The sequence below is a fragment of the Dyadobacter ginsengisoli DSM 21015 genome (assembly GCF_059568735.1).
The window spans coordinates 20,322-41,334 of record NZ_JCANTY010000011.1; the positions used below are offsets into that span (position 1 = coordinate 20,322).

General features: G+C 45.8%; 19 protein-coding genes and 3 pseudogenes. 5 read left to right on the forward strand and 17 right to left on the reverse strand.

Annotated features, from left to right (window positions below; genetic code table 11):
- The first annotated feature begins 95 nt into the window (after positions 1-95).
- Positions 96-2,411, forward strand: a complete 2,316-nt coding sequence (locus BP71_RS32420; RefSeq protein ID WP_496385795.1) for a phage tail-like protein — start codon at positions 96-98, stop codon at positions 2,409-2,411.
- A gap of 37 nt (positions 2,412-2,448) precedes the next feature.
- Positions 2,449-3,942: a T9SS type A sorting domain-containing protein gene (locus BP71_RS32425; RefSeq protein ID WP_496385796.1), complete on the forward strand. Its 1,494-nt coding sequence runs from the start codon at positions 2,449-2,451 to the stop codon at positions 3,940-3,942.
- A gap of 35 nt (positions 3,943-3,977) precedes the next feature.
- Here BP71_RS32425 and BP71_RS32430 read toward each other — a convergent pair whose 3' ends face one another.
- Entirely contained in the window at positions 3,978-4,340 is a 363-nt protein-coding gene (locus tag BP71_RS32430) for a hypothetical protein (protein WP_496385797.1), read from the reverse strand.
- Between the two features lies 1 nt (position 4,341).
- Positions 4,342-4,772, reverse strand: a pseudogene (locus tag BP71_RS32435) (SDR family oxidoreductase).
- A gap of 28 nt (positions 4,773-4,800) precedes the next feature.
- Between BP71_RS32435 and BP71_RS32440 the strand changes: the two are divergent.
- Together BP71_RS32440 and BP71_RS32445 are read left to right on the forward strand one after the other, a co-directional pair.
- Positions 4,801-5,093, forward strand: a pseudogene (locus BP71_RS32440) (transposase); the annotation flags it as partial.
- A 115-nt stretch (positions 5,094-5,208) separates the two neighbouring features.
- Positions 5,209-5,376 (forward strand): annotated as a pseudogene (locus BP71_RS32445) (integrase core domain-containing protein); the annotation flags it as partial.
- A gap of 172 nt (positions 5,377-5,548) precedes the next feature.
- Here the strand turns inward: BP71_RS32445 and BP71_RS32450 are convergent.
- The 6 genes from BP71_RS32450 to BP71_RS32475 all read right to left on the reverse strand — a co-directional run bounded on the left by BP71_RS32450 (position 5,549) and on the right by BP71_RS32475 (position 10,332).
- Positions 5,549-5,848 (reverse strand): hypothetical protein, encoded by a 300-nt coding sequence (locus BP71_RS32450; protein ID WP_496385798.1) that lies wholly within the window; start codon positions 5,846-5,848, stop codon positions 5,549-5,551.
- Positions 5,849-5,904: 56 nt separating this feature from the next.
- Entirely contained in the window at positions 5,905-6,426 is a 522-nt protein-coding gene (locus BP71_RS32455) for a hypothetical protein (RefSeq protein WP_496385799.1), read from the reverse strand.
- Positions 6,427-6,454: 28 nt separating this feature from the next.
- Positions 6,455-7,303: an alpha/beta fold hydrolase gene (locus tag BP71_RS32460; RefSeq protein WP_496385800.1), complete on the reverse strand. Its 849-nt coding sequence runs from the start codon at positions 7,301-7,303 to the stop codon at positions 6,455-6,457.
- 190 nt (positions 7,304-7,493) lie between these two features.
- Positions 7,494-8,417 carry an alkene reductase gene (locus BP71_RS32465; protein ID WP_496386054.1) on the reverse strand — a complete coding sequence of 308 codons (924 nt, stop codon included), beginning with the start codon at positions 8,415-8,417 and terminating at the stop codon, positions 7,494-7,496.
- A 185-nt stretch (positions 8,418-8,602) separates the two neighbouring features.
- Positions 8,603-9,604: an NADP-dependent oxidoreductase gene (locus tag BP71_RS32470; RefSeq protein ID WP_496385802.1), complete on the reverse strand. Its 1,002-nt coding sequence runs from the start codon at positions 9,602-9,604 to the stop codon at positions 8,603-8,605.
- Positions 9,605-9,741: 137 nt separating this feature from the next.
- Positions 9,742-10,332 (reverse strand): TetR/AcrR family transcriptional regulator, encoded by a 591-nt coding sequence (locus BP71_RS32475; RefSeq protein ID WP_496385803.1) that lies wholly within the window; start codon positions 10,330-10,332, stop codon positions 9,742-9,744.
- A 274-nt stretch (positions 10,333-10,606) separates the two neighbouring features.
- On the opposite strand from BP71_RS32475, the gene BP71_RS32480 reads away from it, so the two are divergent.
- Positions 10,607-10,960 (forward strand): Arm DNA-binding domain-containing protein, encoded by a 354-nt coding sequence (locus BP71_RS32480; protein ID WP_496385804.1) that lies wholly within the window; start codon positions 10,607-10,609, stop codon positions 10,958-10,960.
- Between the two features lie 140 nt (positions 10,961-11,100).
- Here the strand turns inward: BP71_RS32480 and BP71_RS32485 are convergent, their stop codons facing one another.
- From BP71_RS32485 to BP71_RS32525, 9 genes are all read right to left on the reverse strand, one after another.
- On the reverse strand, positions 11,101-12,021 hold the full coding sequence (locus BP71_RS32485) for a helix-turn-helix domain-containing protein (protein WP_496385805.1): 921 nt from the start codon (positions 12,019-12,021) through the stop codon (positions 11,101-11,103).
- Positions 12,022-12,023: 2 nt separating this feature from the next.
- Positions 12,024-12,950, reverse strand: a complete 927-nt coding sequence (locus tag BP71_RS32490) for an oxidoreductase (RefSeq protein ID WP_496385806.1) — start codon at positions 12,948-12,950, stop codon at positions 12,024-12,026.
- A gap of 180 nt (positions 12,951-13,130) precedes the next feature.
- The gene (locus tag BP71_RS32495) at positions 13,131-14,216 is read right to left on the reverse strand and encodes a hypothetical protein (protein ID WP_496385807.1); all 1,086 of its coding nucleotides are present in this window, start codon (positions 14,214-14,216) and stop codon (positions 13,131-13,133) included.
- Between the two features lie 359 nt (positions 14,217-14,575).
- Positions 14,576-15,433 carry an SDR family oxidoreductase gene (locus tag BP71_RS32500; protein WP_496385808.1) on the reverse strand — a complete coding sequence of 286 codons (858 nt, stop codon included), beginning with the start codon at positions 15,431-15,433 and terminating at the stop codon, positions 14,576-14,578.
- A 1,528-nt stretch (positions 15,434-16,961) separates the two neighbouring features.
- The gene (locus tag BP71_RS32505; protein ID WP_496385809.1) at positions 16,962-17,420 is read right to left on the reverse strand and encodes a methyltransferase family protein; all 459 of its coding nucleotides are present in this window, start codon (positions 17,418-17,420) and stop codon (positions 16,962-16,964) included.
- 185 nt (positions 17,421-17,605) lie between these two features.
- Entirely contained in the window at positions 17,606-18,625 is a 1,020-nt protein-coding gene (locus BP71_RS32510; protein ID WP_496385810.1) for an NAD(P)/FAD-dependent oxidoreductase, read from the reverse strand.
- A gap of 107 nt (positions 18,626-18,732) precedes the next feature.
- Complete coding sequence (locus BP71_RS32515) at positions 18,733-19,509, reverse strand: SDR family NAD(P)-dependent oxidoreductase (RefSeq protein ID WP_496385811.1); 777 nt, start codon at positions 19,507-19,509, stop codon at positions 18,733-18,735.
- A 107-nt stretch (positions 19,510-19,616) separates the two neighbouring features.
- Entirely contained in the window at positions 19,617-20,240 is a 624-nt protein-coding gene (locus tag BP71_RS32520) for a class I SAM-dependent methyltransferase (RefSeq protein WP_496385812.1), read from the reverse strand.
- 32 nt (positions 20,241-20,272) lie between these two features.
- Positions 20,273-20,899, reverse strand: a complete 627-nt coding sequence (locus BP71_RS32525; RefSeq protein ID WP_496385813.1) for a TetR/AcrR family transcriptional regulator — start codon at positions 20,897-20,899, stop codon at positions 20,273-20,275.
- Positions 20,900-21,013: the final 114 nt, after the last annotated feature.

The window sequence follows — 21,013 nt, forward strand, 5'->3', positions numbered from 1 at the left end:
TTACACAGAGTCCTGATATTATAATACAAACTACTTATAGTGGAGCAGCCATCTTTGTAAATCGCCAATTCTGGCTAAACCAAACAAGTTTTTCTATGAAAAAGTACTACGTTTTGCTTGTAGGTGCTATGGTTGCAGCAGCTTTTCAAACACGCGCCCAGACCAAGATAGGGGGCTCCGGAGCTCCGGATAACAGTGCCATGCTGGAAGTAACCGGCGGCACGGGCAATAATAAAGGTATACTGGCACCGCGACTGACAACTACCCAACGAAATGCCATAGCCAGCCCTGCAACCGGCTTAATGATCTACAATACCACCACAAATCAGTTGCAGGTAAACACAGGCACGCCAGCCGCGCCGATATGGTCGGTATCCAGCGGTGGCAATGCATGGAATCTCACCGGCAACGCCGGTACCAACCCGGCAACCAATTATATCGGCACTACCGACGCACAACCCCTGATTCTTCGCACGAGTGCTGCCGAGCGTATGCGAATCAGCAATACAGGTAATGTAGGTATTAACAATACTACCCCTCGCGCACCACTTTCCTTTGCATCCGAAATAGGCCCGAAGATCAGGTTTTGGGATAATGGCAGTGATACCGCCACCTATGGCATGGCCCTTGGCGCCGCGGCACTCAATTATCATATCGACAGAAATGTTAGCGCCGTTCATCGGTTTATCGCGGGCGGCAGCAATGGCGATGGTACGGAACTGATGCGTATCCAGAGCAATGGTCGTGTGGGTATCGGCACCAACGCACCGCAACAAACGCTACATGTTCAGGGTACGGCGAGAGTAACCGGAAGCAGCGGAACACCGACCGCCATTACGGGTCGTGATGCCAGCGGTAATGTAGGAAATGTCACTTTGGGGGCTAATCTTTCGCTGACGGGTGGTGTACTGTCGGCATCGTCTGGCTCCCCCGGCTGGGGACTTACCGGTAATGCCGGCACTAACCCGGCAACCAACTATATCGGCACTACCGACGCACAACCCCTGATTCTTCGCACGAGTGCTGCCGAGCGTATGCGGATCAGCAATGCTGGTAATGTAGGTATTAACAATACCACGCCCCGCGCACCACTTTCCTTTGCATCTGCACAAGGCCCGAAGATCAGGTTTTATGATGATGGTAGCGATACCGAAACCTATGGTATCGGCCTTGGCACCGCGGCCTTGAATTATCATATCGACAGAAATGTTAACGCCGTTCATCGGTTTATGGCGGGCGGCAGCAATGGCGATGGTACGGAACTGATGCGTATCCAGAGCAATGGCCGTGTGGGCATCGGCACAAACGTACCCCAACAAACGCTTCATGTGGAAGGTACGGCGAGGGTAACCGGAAGCAACGGAACACCGATCGCCATTACAGGACGCGATGCCAGTGGTAACATAGGTAACATCACCCTGGGCGCAAACCTTTCGCTGACGGGCGGTGTACTGTCTGCGTCGGGTGGTGGCGGTACAACCGGTTGGGGACTTACCGGTAATGCCGGTACAAACCCCGCAACCAATTATATAGGTACTACCGACGCGCAAGACCTGGCACTCCGGACCAGTGCTACGGAGCAGATGAGGGTGACCGCCACCGGCAATGTCGGCATCGGGACCAATGCACCTGCTGCGAAGCTTGATATTACCAACGGCGACCTCGCACTTACGCGGGCGTACGTGTTGCGCTGGGGAGGGGACAATGATGAACGGATTTACGGCGACAGAGATTTGGGATATCCAGGCGCCACCCTGTTCATGGAATCCCGGGAAAACATGTCTTTCACTATCGACCGCAACAATACGGCATCGGTCAGCAATACAGTAGGATTTATCTGGAATACCAATACCAGTTGGAAAGATGGCACACCCCTGGAGCTCATGCGCTTGACCGATGCCGGCAATTTGGGTGTTGGTGTTGTGGGCCCTGCTTATAAACTAGATGTAGCGGGCGACATCAACGCTTCCGCATCTGTTCGCGCCAATGGCGTGGTGCTCACCTCCGACGCACGCCTGAAACGCAATATCAGCCATACGAAGCACGGCCTTTCTACCGTAATGGCCCTGAATCCTGTTCAGTATGAGAAGAAGAACAGCATAAAGGACACCAAATATGATCGTCACGAAATCGGCTTCATTGCCCAGGAGGTAGCAAAAGTATTGCCTTCCCTGGTAACTGAAGGAAAGGACGCAGACAAAACGCTGGGCGTTTCGTATACAGAACTGATACCGGTATTGACCAAAGCAATACAAGAACAACAGGCACAAATCGAGTCGCTGAAAGCAGAAAATCAGGAATTAAAAGGCAATCAGGCTGTTACCGCTCAATTGGTGGAGCGTGTGAAACAAATGGAACAAATGATGGGGGTCAAAGGGGCTGAAAGTGCTTCGAAAGCTGTCAGCAAATAAGGCTTAACGCCTATCCATTCATTTAAAAACAGCGAATATGAAACGACTCTTAATTTTAACGCTGATCGCCGCTGTTGCAGTCCCGGCCTCTGGGCAAAACACGACCTACGGTGGCGCTAATGCTCCTTTCAACCTGGACGGCGGCTATTTCAGCGACTACTCGCCCGGCGGTACCATCGTGCTGCCCGACGGGTTGGTAACATTGGCCAACGGTGCGACTTACGAACACGGTAACAATCTGCTGCAAAATAATGGCAGCTGGACTTCTACCGGAAGCATCGATCTCTTTGCTTTCAGTGGGCCCAATACCATCAGCGGTAGCACCGCGCCTGCCTTTTTTAATGCACAATTCAACATCGGTGCGGCTAATGTAATGGCCATTACCAATATTCAGGGGGTCAATATCGCAGGGCAGCTCGCATTCAATAACGGTATCACGACCACCGCACGCAATACGCACACAGCCAGTTCGCTCCGTTTTAGTGACGGGGCGAGCTATACAGGCGGAAATACGGACGCTCAACATGTGAATGGCTACGTGACGAAAATCGGTAACGACGCATTCGTATTTCCAGTCGGCAGTAGCACCGACCTGCGGACACTTTCGATTTCGGCTCCCGCCGCCGCCACGCTCAGTACGGCCTGGTTCGTAGGCAGTCCCGGCACGGTAACAGACCCTTCCGATGGGGGCACGCATAGCCTGGCAGCCGTAGCCGTTCCTGTTAAAACGGTGAGTCCGGCAGGTTTTTGGGACTGGATCAATCCGGCGGGAAGTGACGACAATATCACCGTAGCTGTTTCCATTCCCGATATGGCCAGCTTTGCCACCACAGCCAATCTCCGGCTGGTCGGTTGGAACGGCACGCAGTGGATGGACCTGAGCGGCGGCGCTAATGCAAGCGGGAATACCGAGAACAGCACGCTTACCGGCGTCATCCCTGCCGGGGTGGCGATCAGCGCCATTGCCCTGGGAAGTGTAGAATTGCCACTTCCCGTCACACTGGTTAGTTTCACGGGCAGGGCAGTTGAAAACACGAGCGTGCTGCAATGGGCAACGACCGAGGAAGTCAATGCATCGCATTTCGAGATACAGCGCAGCAACGATGCGAAAAGCTTTGAATCCATCGGGGTAGTAAATGCAAAAGGTGAAAGTAAAGTGCTTGTCAATTATCTTTTTACAGACAAAACACCTTTACCTGGTATCAACTATTACCGCCTGAAACAGATCGACCAGGATGGCTCCCATGCCTTTTCAAAGACCGTTTCCATTGCGTTTGACATAGATGCCAAAATACTTGTTTACCCGAATCCTGTAACCGATTTTCTTCGGGTAGAATCAAGTAAAACGCCAGGCACCTTTGAAATTTTTAACCTCGCCGGTGTCAGATTACAAAAGGGCGAAAAACCAAGAAATAGCCCATCGGAGCTAGCGCCCCGGCCAGCCTCGGTTGTAGTTGACCTGCGCAGTTACCCGATTGGTATTTACATTTTGAAAGTTGATGGACAAACATTCAAGATCATAAAAAAATAAGCCCATAAAACGCTACATCATACCGGAGGCTACATTCACAATAGCCCCTGGTATGATATAGCGTTAGCGTGACTGGGTCCGGTGACCGTGATATTTGTTCCCTCCCGGATCAGTTGTTTTATAAGCTCCAACCCGATATCATTCGTGCCGCCTGTAATTAAGACTGCGCTGTTCTTCAGTTCCATTCCTTCTTGTGTTTTGTTACTGCAAAGTTCAGGAAGCGTCAGAAACAGGACGTAGCTGGAAGCCTCAATCTTGGTTTGGCCGGTCAGCGAGCGTAGCATATCGCTCAGATAACGCGGCGAGACTTTCAAATGATCGGAAACCTGCCCTACTGTGGGAGCTCCTTTGAAAAGTGCCTCATCGTTATTGAAGAAGGCTGTCAAATAGGATTCCATTTCAGCAATCAGGTCGTTGAAAGGGCTTGCGGGTAATAAACTGGCGGTCGTAAAATCGGTTGCTGGAAAGCAGCATCACACCCGCATTGTTGACCATGACATCAATCCGCCCGAAGGTATCCAGTGTGTTCCGGATCAATGCGTCGACTGATTCCCTCCTCGTCACATCGGTGGTGAACGCCGTTGCCTTTCCCTTAAATGGATGGATTTGGGAAACGAGCTCGTCAGCCTTTCTGTCCTGCGCGCACCCAAAGCTACGAATGCTCCGCGCTTTGCCAGATGAAGAGCGATAGACTTGCCGATACCGCTGCTGGCGCCTGTGATGACAACTACTTTTCCAGCCAAATTTTCATTTTCCATTGTTACCTCTATTATTTGTTTCAATGCATTACCTAATGCTGATATAAAAGTGCCGTGTCGCGGCCAGCGCATTGTTTGGTCAAAATTGTAATTTGTCACTATGAAAAAGTCAAAATTCACCGAGACACAGATAGCATTTGCGCTCAGGCAGTCCAAGACTGGTACACGCGTTGAGGAGATATGCCGACAGCTGGGAGTATCTCAGGCCACGTTCTTCAATTGGAACCGCCGCGGCGGACCGCAAAAAGTACGGAGGCATGGGCGTTGCAGAGCTTCGAAAACTGCGACAACTGGAACCTGGCCGCCGGAGCGGAGGAAAACGCCCAGTTTAAGAAGCTTGTCGCGGACCTAAGCCTTGACAAGCAGATGCTGCAGGACGTGATTAAAAAAAAGCTGTGAGGCCGCCGTACAAAAAGGAAATGGCCAACTGGTCAATCCATATGTTGACCGGGTCGCCGGAGCGATCTTTTAATGGGAAGTTTCGGGCGGAAGCCGCGCGGATGAATGTCTTTCTATCAATTGGTTCTTATCTCTGGACGATGCCCGAGAAAAAATCGAGGACTTTCGATGGGAATACAATCACTTCAGGCCGCACAGTGCTCTGAATGATTTAACCCCAAAGGAATTTGTTAATTTACATCAAGAAACACCGGAAACTCTACTTTCAACCGTCTGAAAACCTGGGAGGGGCTCAAACCCGGCGCTTTCAGTGATCCCGCTGGTACGAATCTCGAACCATTTATTAGAGGATATAAAGAAATTAATCGATTTAAAAACAGTTGATTAAGGTATTGGAAATGGAATTCTGAATTGATTTCAATGTGTCACAATACAGCTTTTCCGGCCATCTATTTTAGATAATGCGGAAGTTCTTTGCCATCTTTTACAAAGGTCAATGTCTCATCTATTTCATATGCATGAACAGCCGAACAGAAAACAGATAACCTATCAGACAGTTTTTTGATATCGTCGCTTTTAAAGAATTTCTCCATGGCGTCTTTGTCGATAAATCCCAGCATCAGTGAAGCCTGAAATTGTACCTCTTCGGGATTGTCATGTGCTACGTTGGGCGTATCCCATTGCCTTTTCTTCCAGGGTGAATATACCTTGCTTCTTAATTCTTGTAGTATCCCGGTATTAGCCAGCACAGGGGTAAGTTCTTCACTGATAAATTTTTTGAAATCATCTTCTTTGACGCCCTCTTTTATCCGAAAAAAACAATACTCCTGGCTTCGATTTTATGGCCTGGTCCGGCTACCTGGTACCACCGGGAAGATTTCGGCATTGCAGCGTAGAGTATGGTACGCTTAAATATGTTTACTTCATCCTTGTAGGCAAGCCTGTTTTGTTTTTTGCCCCTAAAGAGTGAAAATAGACTTTTTAAGGTAACATCTGCAACGCCGTCAACCCTGCGGTCTGATGGTATGACAGTTTCCACACCTTTGACCTGTTGCCACAAGCCGTGATTGTTTTCAGCTAAGTGGATCTGACGGTATTCTTCCAATCCTTTGTTGGCAGAAATTATTTTGGAGTGCGGACCTTTCCAACGGTCCATTCCCTGCTGACGGGGTTTTTCGGTACGCATCCAAAGCAGGATGGATGAGGACAGGTGTTTTTCTGACTTGACATCCGTAGATACATTTTTAGCTTTCGGTGGTACGTGATGTGCAAATGCACCTGAGCCTGTAACTAAGCTAAGGAAGAGTATTACTATTATCTTTTTCATGTCGAATTCAATATTGGGGATTGTTAAATTAAGAAGCGAAAAAAGCCAGTGCCCTTTTCACAAAATCATCATGGTGTTGAAATACGGCCCCGTGCGCGGCTTCCTCATAGATATGCAGCTGCGCATTTGGCAAGCGTTTAGCCAGGTCATAAGAATTCGGTGTGGGTACCATCCTGTCATTGTCGCCGTTGATAACCAATACGGGCTGTTCAAATACCGACAGGTCAGCAGGCTGCTCGTGCCCCCATATACGTATCGCTTCCAGTTGTGTTTTTAATGTTTTGAATTTTACCGGGGTGTCACGGTTTACGGTGCGTTCCCTCAGGCGCTTCAAAAACAGGCGGGCAGCATTTTTGCCATTTCGAGTAGAAGTAAAGAACAAGTAAAATTTAGGGTCAACAAAAGTGAAAAGTCCCTTGATCATATCCCAATAAGTCAGTCGGACCACATCGCTGATGCCTTTGCCTCCCCTTGGCCCTGTACCGGCAAGAATAATCTTACGGACCAAGTCCGGCTGCATTGCCATCAGTTCCTGGGCGATAAAACCTCCCATGGAAAACGCCAGGATGTCCACTTTTCCGTAGCCCAGCGCTTTTATAAATGCAGCGCTATCCTTCGCCATAGCGCCTATGGACTTTGCATCCTCTCCCGATGTGGATCCTACTCCCTGGTAGTCGAAGGAAATAATCTCATGCCGGGTCGCCATACCATCGACAATCCTGGGGTCGCAGTTATCCATATTTGAAGCCAGGTGGTTAAAGTATATAACAGGAATATCCGTTTTGGGGCCAAGTCTGCGATAGGCGAACTTTATCCCATTTGCTGCGGTCACGAACTGGGTCGGGACAGTTGCATAAGTTAAATGTTGTGATGTCATTTTTTCTGATTCTAAATCCGATTGAAATAATTTTTGTTTAAGTTCCGATAAACCAAGTTACCCGTAGATTCTCTCCGTGATAGGTTCTATCATCCCATGGATTTTTTTAGTATCTCCGACGGGAACTTCAAATTGGTCCTTTTCAAAAGCCAGCAGTAATTCATCGGCCACATCTGACGGAGGGATACCATTAGCGCCGCCGATTTCGACCGAAAATTCTGTATTCACCAGCGGCGGGTAAGCCCCGGTTGATGACAATAGTACCCTTGTATGATTTACGGAAATGTTTTGCAACTTCCTGAATGGCGTGGGGATTGCCTGATACATCGGTAAATGGTTCGATCAGGTGGATATAGGCTAAACCATAATCATTGAGTCTACTGACAATGTAGTTATACAAAGCGATGGTTTCCTCATCTACCAAAATACCCATAATACCATTCAGTGAAGGGTTCAGTCTGACAGCTACTTTCCTCATGTCGACAACCATCTTCAGTTCATCCAGAATATCAAACAGGATCCTTGCACGGTTTTCTATGGTTCCACCGTATTCGTCGGTGCGGACATTGGTATTCTTACTAAAAAACTGTTGTAACAAATAACCGTTTGCCGCATGCAGCTCAACACCGTCAAAGCCTGCATCAAAAGCGTTGATTGCAGCTTGCTTGAAGTCTGCTATTGTTCTTTGAATATCTTCTAATGTCATAGGACGCGGTTGCTCAGAGGGTTTTAAGCCCTCTGCCGTAAAGACCTGTTGATTGGGATTGATATTGGAGGGAGCCAAAGGTTTCTTCCCCTCATGCAAATCCGGATGCGAGTATGCACCGGTATGCCACAGTTGTGCAAAGATCTTTCCTCCTGCCCGATGCACAGCGTCCGTTGTCTGTCTCCATCCCTGGACATGCTGCCTTGTATAAATGCCGGGAACGTTTACTACTCCCACAGCTTCCGGACTGATGAACGTCCCTTCGGTAATGATCAAGCCTGCGGAAGCGCGTTGCTGATAATACTTTGCCGTCAGTTCAGTGGCCACGTTCCCAGGGTTGTTGGAGCGGGAACGTGTCATAGGGGCCATGACCAGGCGGTTTGTTAATTTAATTCCCCCAGTTGGTATGTGTCAAAATCTGTTTGTCATTCATAAAATCTATATTATACTTTTTGGTCTATTTTTTGATTGAGTTTTAACGACGCATGTCTTCTATGATTGCCTGACCGCTTTCACTCTGGCTTGAACCTGCGTTAATAAAAAAGAAATACTGTTTGAACATGACCGGATACATTGCCCTGGCCATGATTATACTAGGCTACTTTGATGACAACTTTGCCTTTGGCCCGCCCGCTTTCCACATAAGCTAGAGCATCGTTAGCCTGCTCGAATGGAAATACCTTGTCCATCACCGGACGTATAACTCCCGCATTGATCAGGTCAGTGATCTTGCCAAGCTGGGCTCCCTCGGCTCTCATGAAAAGGAAAGAATAATCTACCCCAAACCGTCTAGCCTTTCTTTTGGTTGCGAAGCTTAGAAAGAACATGACCACTTTCAGCACCGCATTCAATCCGAGTTCTCGGGCGAATGCAGGGTCAGGCGGGCCAGAGATGGAGATAAGTTTTCCACCGGGCTTTAATATACGAAGCGACTTTTCGAGGGTCTTGGCATCCTGGCTGTTCAGGACCACATCGTAGTCTTTAAGAATGATCTCGAAATCCTCTTTCTTGTAGTCGATTACAACATCTGCGCCCAAGCTTTTTACCAGTTCTATGTTGGCCGCACTGGTGGTCGTTGCCACCGTAGCCCCCAGATGCTTGGCCAGCTGTATGGCGAATGTACCTACACCGCCGGAACCGGCCTGAATAAACACCTTTTGCCCTCTTTTTAGGTTTGCCTTTTCAACCAGCGCCTGCCAGACGGTAAGGCCCACCAGCGGAATGGATGCGGCCTCTTCCATAGAAAGCGAGGCGGGCTTGAAGGCCAAATCCGACTCGCGTATAGCTATCAGCTCGGCAAACGTACCGATCCTGAAATCAGCCGGCCTCGCATATACCTGATCACCTGCCTTGAACTTCCTTACCCGGGAACCGACTTTAACCACCACGCCCGCCATGTCGTGTCCCATGACCAGGGGAAATTTGTACGGTAGCATTGCTTTAAATTCCCCGCTCTTGATCTTAGAGTCCAGCAGGTTGACACCGGCTGCATGTATCTGTACCAGGACATCGCTTTCCCCGACAATCGGGTCGGGAACATTTGTCATACGCATGCCGTTTTCCGGCTTATAACTATCAATGATGAATGCTTTCATATTGTTTTTTAGTGTTTGAATATCATGACTTCAAAATAGACCTTTAAGTGCATTTTCATTCCTGTGTTGTTGCCAACCTAGCTATCAATCTCAGTTATATAAAATAGACTTTTTGGTATATTTCACTGCAAAAAAAATTAAATCTTATAACTCCCCAGTTCAGATTTCAGGCTTTTAATCAGCCCGTGCATCGGCTTGGCGGTATTCATAGCCCGGCACATCACCAGCCCTCCTTCGATGGCGGCGGTCGCCTTGAATGCGTAGACAGCCGGATCCAGCTTTGTTGAAAATTCACCATCCTGAATGCCTTGTTTCAATATCGCGGAAAACGTATCCTGCCCCCGGCGGATTACTCCGCCAATTTTCTCTTTGATCTCCGGGAAATTGTCATCGACCTCGACAGCAGTATTGAAAATAGGGCATCCTCCACTGATGTATGTATTAAAGGGATCTTTATAAAAATCAAGGAATGCGAATACTTTCGCAGTGGCTGTCTTTCCCGCACCGACTGCAAACATCATTTTTTGAACGACATTATCCAGCATATACTCAACGACTTGTACAGACAGGTCATCCTTATTTTCAAAGTGCCCGTATAGGCAACCCTTCGTCAACTTTGTAGCTGCAAGCACATCATCGATGTTAACTCCTGAAATCCCTTTCTGGTTATATAGCGGCGCTGCTGTTTCCAGGATAAAACGCTTTGTTCTTTCTGCCTTCGTGATCATATCATTAAATCGTTTAGCAAAAATATACTAAAAAGTTTATTTTATGACTTTTTTCTTAAAAAATTTTTATCAATAGGTGGGGCCACCGCAATGCATATCTCTATCGACAATTCAAGTGCTTCTTCTGGGGTTTCGTTTTCTGCTAACGATTTTGGGGGGATTATGATCTTTATTAAGACCTTCTCATCGTCGCTTTCTGCGACTGCAAGGAATTAGTCGACTCAATGCACAACCAGTCGGGGATTTCTTTGTCTTGATTGATAAATCATCCGTTATGACATCCGTTAAGATTTTCCCTAGACTTGATAGTATAAACAGGCAGGGCCTCGTACCCGTTTACCTTCGCATCACCAAGCACAGGAGATCCAAATACCTGGCACTGGCCATCCGTATCCATCCCGAAGACTGGAACGAAAAAAAGGGCAAGTTGAAACCAACAGCCCGAAATGCTACGATCATCAACGGTTACCTCACACAGAAGGAGGCTGAGGCCGAGGCAATTGCTTTGGAGTTGGAGATAAAATCCCGGTTCGTATCAGTCTATGACATCAAAGCCCGCATTCTCGGCCACGCTCGAAGGTTCAGAGACTGTTGTGCCGAGAAGAAAAAGCACCCTGCAAGTTGTTGACCTGCAGGGCGCTTGTATAAAAATCCCGTGCTTCCGCTGGGTCTGATACACTTGCTGCTGGATTTACAGGACTTCATAAACCTGGCGCCTCTATTCTGTCGTTTCTTGACTTCTCATTTTTGCTTTGAATCTCTCGTTCATTAATTAAAAGACGCCCTATACTCAAGTGGGGAAACATTCATTTTGGTTTTAAATAATTTGCTGAACGATTGTGGGTACTCGAAACCTAACTGGTATGCGATTTCGCTTACTGTAAGATTTGTTGTTGACAATGCTTCTCTCGCTTTTTCGATTAGTTTATTATGGATATGTTGTTGCGTACTTTGACCTGTGGTAATTCTCAGCATATCACTCAAATAATTAGGTGATAGATTTAATTTATCAGCAAAAAATTGAACTGATGGAAGCCCTGTTTCAAGTATCTTGTCGCTTTCGAAATATTCGTCCAGTAAGGCCTCCATTTTTGTCAGCAAATCATTGCTAGCTGTTTTGCGGGTAATGAATTGCCGGTTATAAAATCGGTTGGAGTAATTGAGTAATAGCTCAATCTGTGAAACCATTACATCCTGGCTGAATTGGTCTATCGAATGATTGTATTCTTTTTCAATATTCTTGAAAATCTCTCCAAGCATTGCCTCTTCAGACTCAGATAGGTGCAATGCTTCATTTATTGCATAAGAAAAGAACCCGTAATTTTTTATATTTTTTCCAATTGGGTAATTTCTGATAAGGTCGGGATGAAAAACCAACAACCACCCATCTGCACTCATACTTCCATTTTGGGTGCCTGATGCGATTTGGCCCGGTTCCATAAATGCCAAAACACCTTCATCGAAATCGTAATAATTTTGGCCATAGTTGAACTTGCAGTCAGCGTTATGCTTTGTGGAAACGGTGTAAAAGTTAAGTACTGCCTTTACCGACTTTTCAATAGCATGGTACTGGATATCGTTATAGTTGATCAAACTAACTAATGGATGCTTAGGCTTGGGGATACCCATTAGTTTGTGCAATTCCGAAACGGAATTTATTTTAACAATTTTATTTTCTTTTGAACTCATGGTCATTTAAAATTATAAATAAAATTGGTTGATTTTTCAGACACCCTCCAAAGTTTTCCAGCTAACTCCTTATCATAGGATTTGTCGCTTGACCTTACCAGTTCGGGATATCCACGCATTTCACCCATTTTGGTCGGCCCAAAGTATTCACCACCGGTTACGCCTGTATCTATTGCCGCTCTTAATATGGGCAATGTGCCCATCTGAACGCTCTGTGCAAGTATATTAGTAATGATGGCCTGAACAAAAAAGCCCGAGTGCCTGACAAGATTTGTTTTGGTGTAGCCAGGGTGAGCAGCAACGACGGTTATGTCAATCTTGTTCGCTTTCAGTTGTCGGTCCAGTTCAAACGCAAATAATAGGTTTGCCAGTTTGCTTTGAGTATAGGCCATATATTTGTTATATCCTTTATCAAAATTCAGGTCATCAAAGTGGATATCGGGCTTACCCATTTTTGCCTTGTGCTGCCCGCTTGACTGTATTGCTATACGGGAATTTGGGGTGCTTCTTAATATATCCAAAAGCAAACCGGTTAACAAGAAATGCCCCAGATGATTTGTTCCAAACTGGACTTCAAAGTTTTGTTTGGTAAGTTCCCGTTTTACCGGAAACATCACACCTGCATTATTGATCAGTACATCAAGTTGCTTATACTTCTGATGAAACTCCTGAGAAAATTGACGTATTGACGCAAAATCGGACAAGTCCAGTTGCATCAGGTCTAATTTTGCATCAGCGTTTTCTTCTTTAATCAGGGAAATTGCTTCATTACCACTTTTCATATTACGGGCAGTCATGATTACGTGAGCACCTTTACTGCTCAATACCTTTGATGCTTCCAGTCCAAGTCCACTGTTTGCACCTGTAACAAGAATAGTTTTCCCTTGCTGTGAAGGTATGGCGTCTGCCGTCCAATTTTTTGCTGTCATTTTTTATGTTTTTAATTATGGCACAAAGGTCAGAAACTTTAAAACTGTCAGAGTAGCCGATTCTCTGAATGATGTATCCTGATCAAGGTTTTAAAGTTTGTTCATTGTCGCACTGTCTGTTTGTTTGGGGCTGCACCTAGCACTTGCCACAGAGGTGGACGATCACGGGTACCTGCTCGGCTACTTGCCACTGGCGTACCGGCCGACCCGGGTGCTGGTGAGGATGCTGCGCAGCTTTGTGGCCTGCTGGTCGATGGCCTGCGGGCCGTTGCCGGTGAGCAGGCGCACAGACGGCTCGTAGGACAGTTTCGGGGCGGCGATATTGACGGAGGTAGCAAGTTTGAAGCCAACTCCCTTGATGGCTTTGTCTACAAAGTAGGAGGTTCGGGTCTTCTTGCCGGGGACGTGTGGGTAGAGGAACCGCAGTGCGAACAACTCGCCGATCTTTGGGACGGTCGAGATGGCGGCGGCCAGGAACGGGTTGTCGTTAACGAGGTAGGGATGACCCTGCACATCAATGCGTTGCCGGGTAGAGGTCACCGCCACTGGCGCATGGCAGATCAGCGAGATGATGACACCGTTCTCCCGGGCTAAGTGCAGGGTTTCACCGAGCCACGGGTTATCCAAGAAATCGACCATCGGGGCGTGGCCGCCGGGCGCGTGGATGAAGTCAAAGTCGGCGAAGGTGAACGGGGCGGCCGGGTCGCGATGACGCTGGACGAGCTCCTGCAGCGAGTGGAAGGTGCCTTCGGGCAGCTTTTCGAGGCGGCGAACCAATTCACGGCGGTACTCAACGAGCTCCTGCTCGCTGTTGGGTAATAGTTCAGAGACCGAGATCTTGCCTATGTGACGCTCCAGTAGCTGGACTTCCTGCTCGCGGCGGGCGGCCAACTTGGGGTGGCGCTGCCGGAAGCTGTTGACCTCGTACGAGCGGCGGCACTGTTGCATACGGAGGGCGATGGTTTTGGTGCCCGTCTTCTCAATGGATTGAATGGCCAGGGCCATGCCGTTGATGTCCAGCTGCGGAGCCATACCGTCAGTAGTGGCGAAGGTGAACTCGTAGTCGTACTCGAATTCCTTGAGTACCTGGGCCAACTCGACCAGAAAGAACCCGATAGAGATCGATTTAACCTCGGCTGGCTCAACAAGCGGTAGCTGGCGGCCGGACGAGATGATGATCAGCGCGCGGCGCTTTGTGGTGGACATGACTTGCTGCTTCTTGACGCTTTCAGCCGGGGCGTTTTGTCCATAATTGGCAGTGTACATTATCATAAGAATTAATGTGAATAATGTTTTCATTGAGTATTTTAATAGGGTTAGGCCGTCCATATCACTACACCTACCTGTTTTAAATATTGTTTTTCCTTGCTGTGAAGGGAGGTCGTCTGCTGCCCAATTTTTTATCGCCACTTTCTTATGTATTTGAGTCTGGTACGAAGGTCAATATTCCTTGGTCTGTCTTCGTAGCCGATTCTCTGCATGTTGTATCCTAATCAAGGTTTTCCAGTTTCTTCAGGACTGCACTGTCGGCTGGGCTGCATAAGGCGAAAACGCCAAAGCCTATAGATAATGGGCTTTGGCGCGTCAGTATTGGATATTTTGCAATTGGATTAAATTTCTACTATTTAAAGGCCAAATTGTGATTTTATACCATCTATAAATGTAGCGTCATCGTATTGCTGCCGGTTTTCCATAAGCATTTTGGCATCTTCTCCCGCTGTATATCTTAATTGATCTGTTCCATCTGTTGCGGCTTTAAAGATTACTTCGGCCACCAAACTTGCAGGCGATGCATTTTCCGCCATTGTAGGCATTGCTGCCATCAAAGAACTAGCAAGGCTTTGATAATCAGCCATATTTTCGTCGTTACTAAAAACTAAAGACCTACCTGAAAAATCGGTTGCTATCATACCTGGCTCAACAATTTTTATCTGTCCGCCAAATGACGCTACTTCATAACTAAGCGATTCGGAAATACCTTCGACTGCAAATTTTGTTCCGTGGTATAATGAACCCATAGGGAAAGTCATTTTGCCGCCAATAGAAGAAATATTAATAATAATACCCTTTTTGTTTTGTCTAAAGTGAGGCAACACGGTCCTGCTAACATCTAAAAGTCCGATAACATTGGTGTTGAATTGTCTCAAAATCTGGTCTCTACTAAATGCCTCCAATGGTCCGTATGTACCATAACCAGCATTATTGAGCAATACGTCGATGCCGCCAAATTTTTGAACGCCTTCTATAAACGCATTTTGGATAGATCCCAAATCTAAAACATCAAGTTTAGTAACCAGGACATTTTCTAACTGCTTCAATTCTGATTCGTTTTCCGGATTTCTCATTGTAGCGATTACATTCCAGCCTTCAGATTGAAATAACTTTGCGGTTTCCTTTCCAATGCCACTGCTTGCTCCTGTAATTAAAATTGTTTTTCCTTGCTGTGAAGGGATGTTGTCTGCTTTCGAATGTGTTGTTGCCATTTTTTTAGTTTTTAATTATGGCACAAAGGTCAATAGACTTTAATGGGTCGTCGTAGCCAATTCTCTGTATGTTGTATCCTAATCAAGGTTTCCCCGGTTCGTTTATGGTGGAATCGGGTTTGACAGGGTTGCCGGCGGTTAAAAAAGCTGGCAATTTCCAACGCTTTCGATGTCCTTGACCAAAATAGCTATACACATTAATTCAAAAATGCTCGGGCACACTCTTAAAGAAGGTATCCGACTGGAACGTATGGTGCTACCGGTAGCGCTTTCCTTCTGGTGGGCCGTGTTTCCTGCTTTTACTTGTGGCCTGCTCGTTGGCATCCTTATCCTTCATAAATGGTTTACTCGGAAGGGGAGCTTTCACATCGCGTCCGCCGTAAATGAAGTCCTGTTGCCCTGCTTGTGTTGTGCCCCGGTGCTCGTCCTATATCTGTCACACGAGAAGCCCCCGGTATCGGGGTTCATCTGGCAATTCGGTGAAAGCATGAACAGCCGGACCATAGAATATTCAGTTAACATTGGTATCAATCTGATCGTGTTCTGTCTAGGTTACCGGTTCCTAACCGGCAAGGATAGCAAACGCCTGCCCAGCCTTCCATTATACCTGATCCTTTTTTTCATAGCTGTGTTCCCCTTATACAGGATTGGGAAAGTGAATGATTTCCTCTTTCGCGGACTCATGCCATTATTGCTTATTGTTGGTTTGTATATGTATCAACATCTATCGGCCCCGAACGGAACCCTGCGATTACTAACTCGACCTTCGAAGACACCTGTGCGTTGGGCAGTAGCCGTACTTTTAGTAGCATCATCTATTATTGCCGTATCCCGAATAGGCCGTGCTGCATACATAAACAGAACAACTGGCGACCTGTTGCCCGAACATGTTAGGTTTGTTCCGATTCCCTACGACGCTTACGCCAATATTTACGAAGTGCTTAGAGCCAGATGGTCTCTAATGGCGGCTGACCAATATGTCGGAAAACAAGATTCGGTCTACGAGCGGTTTATAGCTCCTCGGCATAGCTACGACCAATAAAGATAGCTCTCGTAAGTGACCAAGCGCCCTATGCTCCTGTCTCAGAGAGGGGTTCAACCTCATTGTTAGAAGTTATGGGATGTTAAAGGCGAGTTCGGCCTTGATATGGTCTTTGAAGACTAACGGCCCGCGTTGGTTTTTATAAGTCGCATTGTCCCAATTTACAACAATCACAGGCAGCGCCCACGGGGTACCCCGCATGTTGCGACTTCCTAATTCCCAAAGAACAGCAGCTAAATGCCATTTTGCGGAAATGCTGGAAGACATACAGGCCTCCGGGAAAGCCGGATTGAAAAATCCACGATAAAACTGTAAAGTCGAGGATTCAAGCCCGTATGGTAAAATCGCCCCTTAAAAAGAAGGTGTATAGTTATTGTGCTGTTAGCCTTAAAAAGTGTATAGCTATTCTGCTTAAAGACAATATTGCTCAGCACTTGTCCGTCAGCCCCACTTTTGGCAATGCAATGTTAGCGCCAGCCATCTTTCTTAAATTAACCACCTCGGAGTCTTCTTTTTATAATCTAAGTATGGTTGGCCAAACCACTGTTCCATCAATTTCTCTTCTCGTAATACAAATTGTGTTTGCACGAGGATAAAGAATATGGGAATAATAAGCACAGGTGAAAATGTTCCTAAAAGTGTCGCAATACCGATCAGCATTGTGGTTAACCCCAAATACATTGGATTTCTGGTGTACTTAAAAGGTCCTGTCGTGACCATTAGAGTTGCTTTGGCGCCAGGACGGGGATTTGTCCCTAATCTTCGGAAAGATAAGCCGCTCCCAAGACTGAGAGAAAATCCTAAAACAAGAAATATTATACCAAGGTATCTCCAAGGGTAATTTAACCAGCGTCCAATTGGAACAAATGAACTGAGTAGTATCATCGCAATTAATCCTATAAGAAAAAAAATTGGAGGAGGAATACGAGGTATTGAAGTTTTCATGATAATTTGATTTACAAATTACCTACTATTTTCGTTAAAAACTTGGCTTTGTGCCAATACTCCGTATTACGTCATATCACAGCGCTACCGAATCACCAACTAATATACAAAATTTATTATAATGCTATTGCTGAGTTGGATACGTCGCCGTCACTCAAAGCAGTCTGTTCTATGCGTTGTTATTGTCATTTTAAAAAATCTTCTTCTGTCATTGCGTTATTTAAGAATACTCCCGTATTATTCCCTGTCGATACAGCATATGATACAGCACGAATAGGATTGGTACTGTCTCCACAAGCGAATATATTATCCACCGTTGTTTTCTGAAATGCATCTACTTTGATAAGTCCCTGTTCTGTCAATTCGCAACCCAGTAATTCGGGGATTTTACAGTGTTGTTCAAAAGGAGGTCTTGAATAGATAACTTTCAATTCAAAATTTGAATTATCTGAAAAAATTATTTTCTCAACTACTCCATTTTTGTGCTTCAATGAGGTAATTTCCTTTTCAACTATTGCAATATTGTGTCTTTTTATTTCATCGGTTTGCTCTGGTGTCAATTCCGATTTTCCATTGGTAAATATGGTCAAATTCTTTGTCCAGTTGCTAATCAGTCGAGCCAGATGAAATGCACCATATCCATTTGCCAAAATACCTGTTTTTTGATCCTTTACTTCATATCCATGGCAATAAGGACAATGAATTACTGTAATTCCCCAACATTCAGAAAATCCATCAATTTTTAGCAATCTATCTTTTAAACCGGTTGCAAAGACGAGCTTTTTAGCTGCAAAGACTTTTCCTGATTGCGTTGATATCTCAAATCCTTTATCGGTTTTCCTTCCGTTAACGGCAAGGTCAGTTACGAATTTTACAGTGTCGTACTTCAAAACTTCTTTCCTGGCTTTTTCGGCAATAACGCCTGGCTTTTCTCCGTCTTGCGTCAAAAAGTTATGTGAATGAGGTGTTTGACGGTTACAAGGCAACCCGCTGTCAATGATTAAAACATTTCTTAGTGCCCGTCCCAAAGCCATTGCGGCTGAAAGTCCTGCATAGCTTCCGCCGACGATGATTACGTCGAAATTTTGGTTATCTGTCATTTCGTTAAAGTTTAAAAATGTTGTTAATGGTAAAGGTAAAACTGACAGCGCAAGCCCTCCTTGTTTGATTATTTCTCGTCTTGATATTTTTTTCGTTTCAGTCATTTTTTGGTTTTTCGTCGGGTGTAAGAACTACAAGTAACGCTCAAAAAAGCAAACTAGTTGGGTGGTCACCTGAACCTCCCAGGACGAAATCGAAGTGGCCGCACGCATTAGCGGACACTTGCCAGCTTCATCTTAATTTTCATCATCACCTCGTCAGGCAGTATTGCTGCCAGAATGGAATTGAACCGGTTTTGAAAACCTATGATTTTCTTTCCTTTTCCATGCAGCAAAAGTTTCACCCCTTCAGAAGCTACAATTCTTACGGGGACAGGCTTACTGGATTTGACCAGATTGGTCTCCCGCATTTCTGGCGAGATAAAGGCTGTTTCTGTAACCCCAGGGGCAAGCGTGGTAACCACTACGCCCGTTCCTTCCAGTTCGGCAGCCAGGGTTTGCGAAAAAGCTAAAACAAAAGATTTGGTAGCTGAATACACCGACTGGTAAGGGAAAGGCAAATATGCAATCACCGAAGACACGTTCATGATTCTGCCCGACTTTCGGGCCACCATATCTTTGGCAAATAATTTGGTGAGGATAACCAGGCTGCTGACGTTGAGATCAATCATGTTCAGTTCCGTTTCCAGGGAGGTTTCCACAAAACTTCCATACACGCCATATCCTGCATTGTTAACCAAATGAGATACCTGGTAGCCAGCGCTCTTGATATCATCAAATAGCTCAGCCGCTTGCTCCGTTTTGCCTAAGTCTTTAGGTATGTAGTGCACGGTAATTCCATATTTGGAAGATAATTCCTGCTGCATAGCCGCCAGTTTATCCTCGCTGCGGGCAGTGAGGATCAGATTGTATTTTAAGGCCGCAAGCTGGTGTGCCATTTCGTAACCAATTCCGGATGATGCTCCGGTTATTAAGATGTACTGTTTCATTTTGTTTTGATTTTATGAATGATTAAATACCGCAGGATGAAACCTGAGTGCAGATTGGATTTTGTGTCTGGATTTATGTCTATATTTCTATGCTGTGTTTCCTCATTTTACTTTTTCCGACCAACAAATCTAATGACCGAGCCTTGGCCATTGTGATAAATACCTTCCTGCAAGTCAATCACCTCTTCTACCAATTCTATAATATCATATTGTTTAAAATCAGATTTTATCTCTTCTATCGAGAATAAGCTATCTAAATCCTTTGGACCGCCAACTTTCTCATTGCGTTGTCTGTATTCGAGATGATCCTTACTGAATGATTCGAAGATGATATGCCCCCCTTTACGTAAATAACCATCCAGCAGCCCGTGATATTCTGATCTGATAGAAACTGGCAAATGCGCATAGATCAACGCTATTGCATCGAATTGTGCATCTGTATAACCTAGTTTGGGTAACTCGCCAATTCGATAGTCAATGGTGACATTATTCTGTTGAGCCAATTTTAATGCTTTATTGCGTCCATTGGCACTTATGTCGAACGCTGATGCTGTCCAGCCCATTTTAGCCGCAAAAACGGCGTTTCGTCCTTCACCTTCCGCAGGAAAAAGGATCGTCCCTGGTTCTATTTTGAGTAGCTGGTTTTTTAGGTACTCATTAGGTTCTATTCCAAAAGCATACTCATCCTGACCATAGCGATCTTCCCATATTTTTATCCAAACATCTTTCATTTCAATGTGATTTAAGTTTTAGTGATCTGTTTTCAAATATTTTTTTTGCTACTGATACATTCCATGTAAAGCTCCCAGGCTCGGTAAACGGGGTCTGGGTTTTGGCCGTCACAACCACAATAACTCGCAAGCCGGTCGTTTAAATACAAAGTGGTAAGGCCGTGCAGAATACTCCAGAGTTGCAGGGAGGCAGTATGCGGATCCGTATAAATGACCGTTTTCTTGGCTATGGACTCACGGACTGTACTTTGCATGAATCGAAAGGTATGCTGAAAATTGTCACAAGATTGAAGCAATTCAATACCTTTCATTGGGTGGTGCAGGATGAACATCAGCTCATACTGTTTGGGGTTCTCAATACCAAAATCAATGTATGTTTTTCCCAGATCTCTTAATTTATCCGATGGTTGTTGGTGTCTGCTGACAGCTCGTAAAGCTTTAAGCAGTCTTTCAAATGCCCGTTTCTGCATATCATTTAAGATCCCATCCTTACTAGGATAATGCAAATAAATCGTGGTAGGGCTGTAATCGATCCGCTCTGCAATTTTTCGTATAGTTGTAAAATCCAAACCTTTCTCGAGGTATAAGGTTTGGGCGGCATCAAGAATTAAATTTTTCATCGTTGCCCGCTCTCTTAGTTTTCTTTCTATTATTCCCATCCCCGATAATTGTTTAGTGCCGGTTCCAGTGACGCTTTGAATTAACCTTCCAGCAGTAATTTCACAATACATAATACAACCCACCGTTTTCCTTTCGTGGGATTGCTCCCCCTG

Bases quoted from the DNA above. Each gene is read 5' to 3' on its own strand.
- BP71_RS32420 (WP_496385795.1), top strand. From the start codon at position 96: ATGAAAAAGTACTACGTTTTGCTTGTAGGTGCTATGGTTGCAGCAGCT.
- BP71_RS32425 (WP_496385796.1), top strand. From the start codon at position 2,449: ATGAAACGACTCTTAATTTTAACGCTGATCGCCGCTGTTGCAGTCCCG.
- BP71_RS32430 (WP_496385797.1), bottom strand. From the start codon at position 4,340: ATGGAATCCTATTTGACAGCCTTCTTCAATAACGATGAGGCACTTTTC.
- BP71_RS32455 (WP_496385799.1), bottom strand. From the start codon at position 6,426: ATGAAAAAGATAATAGTAATACTCTTCCTTAGCTTAGTTACAGGCTCA.
- BP71_RS32460 (WP_496385800.1), bottom strand. From the start codon at position 7,303: ATGACATCACAACATTTAACTTATGCAACTGTCCCGACCCAGTTCGTG.
- BP71_RS32470 (WP_496385802.1), bottom strand. From the start codon at position 9,604: ATGAAAGCATTCATCATTGATAGTTATAAGCCGGAAAACGGCATGCGT.
- BP71_RS32475 (WP_496385803.1), bottom strand. From the start codon at position 10,332: ATGATCACGAAGGCAGAAAGAACAAAGCGTTTTATCCTGGAAACAGCA.
- BP71_RS32480 (WP_496385804.1), top strand. From the start codon at position 10,607: ATGACATCCGTTAAGATTTTCCCTAGACTTGATAGTATAAACAGGCAG.
- BP71_RS32485 (WP_496385805.1), bottom strand. From the start codon at position 12,021: ATGAGTTCAAAAGAAAATAAAATTGTTAAAATAAATTCCGTTTCGGAA.
- BP71_RS32490 (WP_496385806.1), bottom strand. From the start codon at position 12,950: ATGACAGCAAAAAATTGGACGGCAGACGCCATACCTTCACAGCAAGGG.
- BP71_RS32495 (WP_496385807.1), bottom strand. From the start codon at position 14,216: ATGTACACTGCCAATTATGGACAAAACGCCCCGGCTGAAAGCGTCAAG.
- BP71_RS32500 (WP_496385808.1), bottom strand. From the start codon at position 15,433: ATGGCAACAACACATTCGAAAGCAGACAACATCCCTTCACAGCAAGGA.
- BP71_RS32505 (WP_496385809.1), bottom strand. From the start codon at position 17,420: ATGAAAACTTCAATACCTCGTATTCCTCCTCCAATTTTTTTTCTTATA.
- BP71_RS32510 (WP_496385810.1), bottom strand. From the start codon at position 18,625: ATGACTGAAACGAAAAAAATATCAAGACGAGAAATAATCAAACAAGGA.
- BP71_RS32515 (WP_496385811.1), bottom strand. From the start codon at position 19,509: ATGAAACAGTACATCTTAATAACCGGAGCATCATCCGGAATTGGTTAC.
- BP71_RS32520 (WP_496385812.1), bottom strand. From the start codon at position 20,240: ATGAAAGATGTTTGGATAAAAATATGGGAAGATCGCTATGGTCAGGAT.
- BP71_RS32525 (WP_496385813.1), bottom strand. From the start codon at position 20,899: ATGGGAATAATAGAAAGAAAACTAAGAGAGCGGGCAACGATGAAAAAT.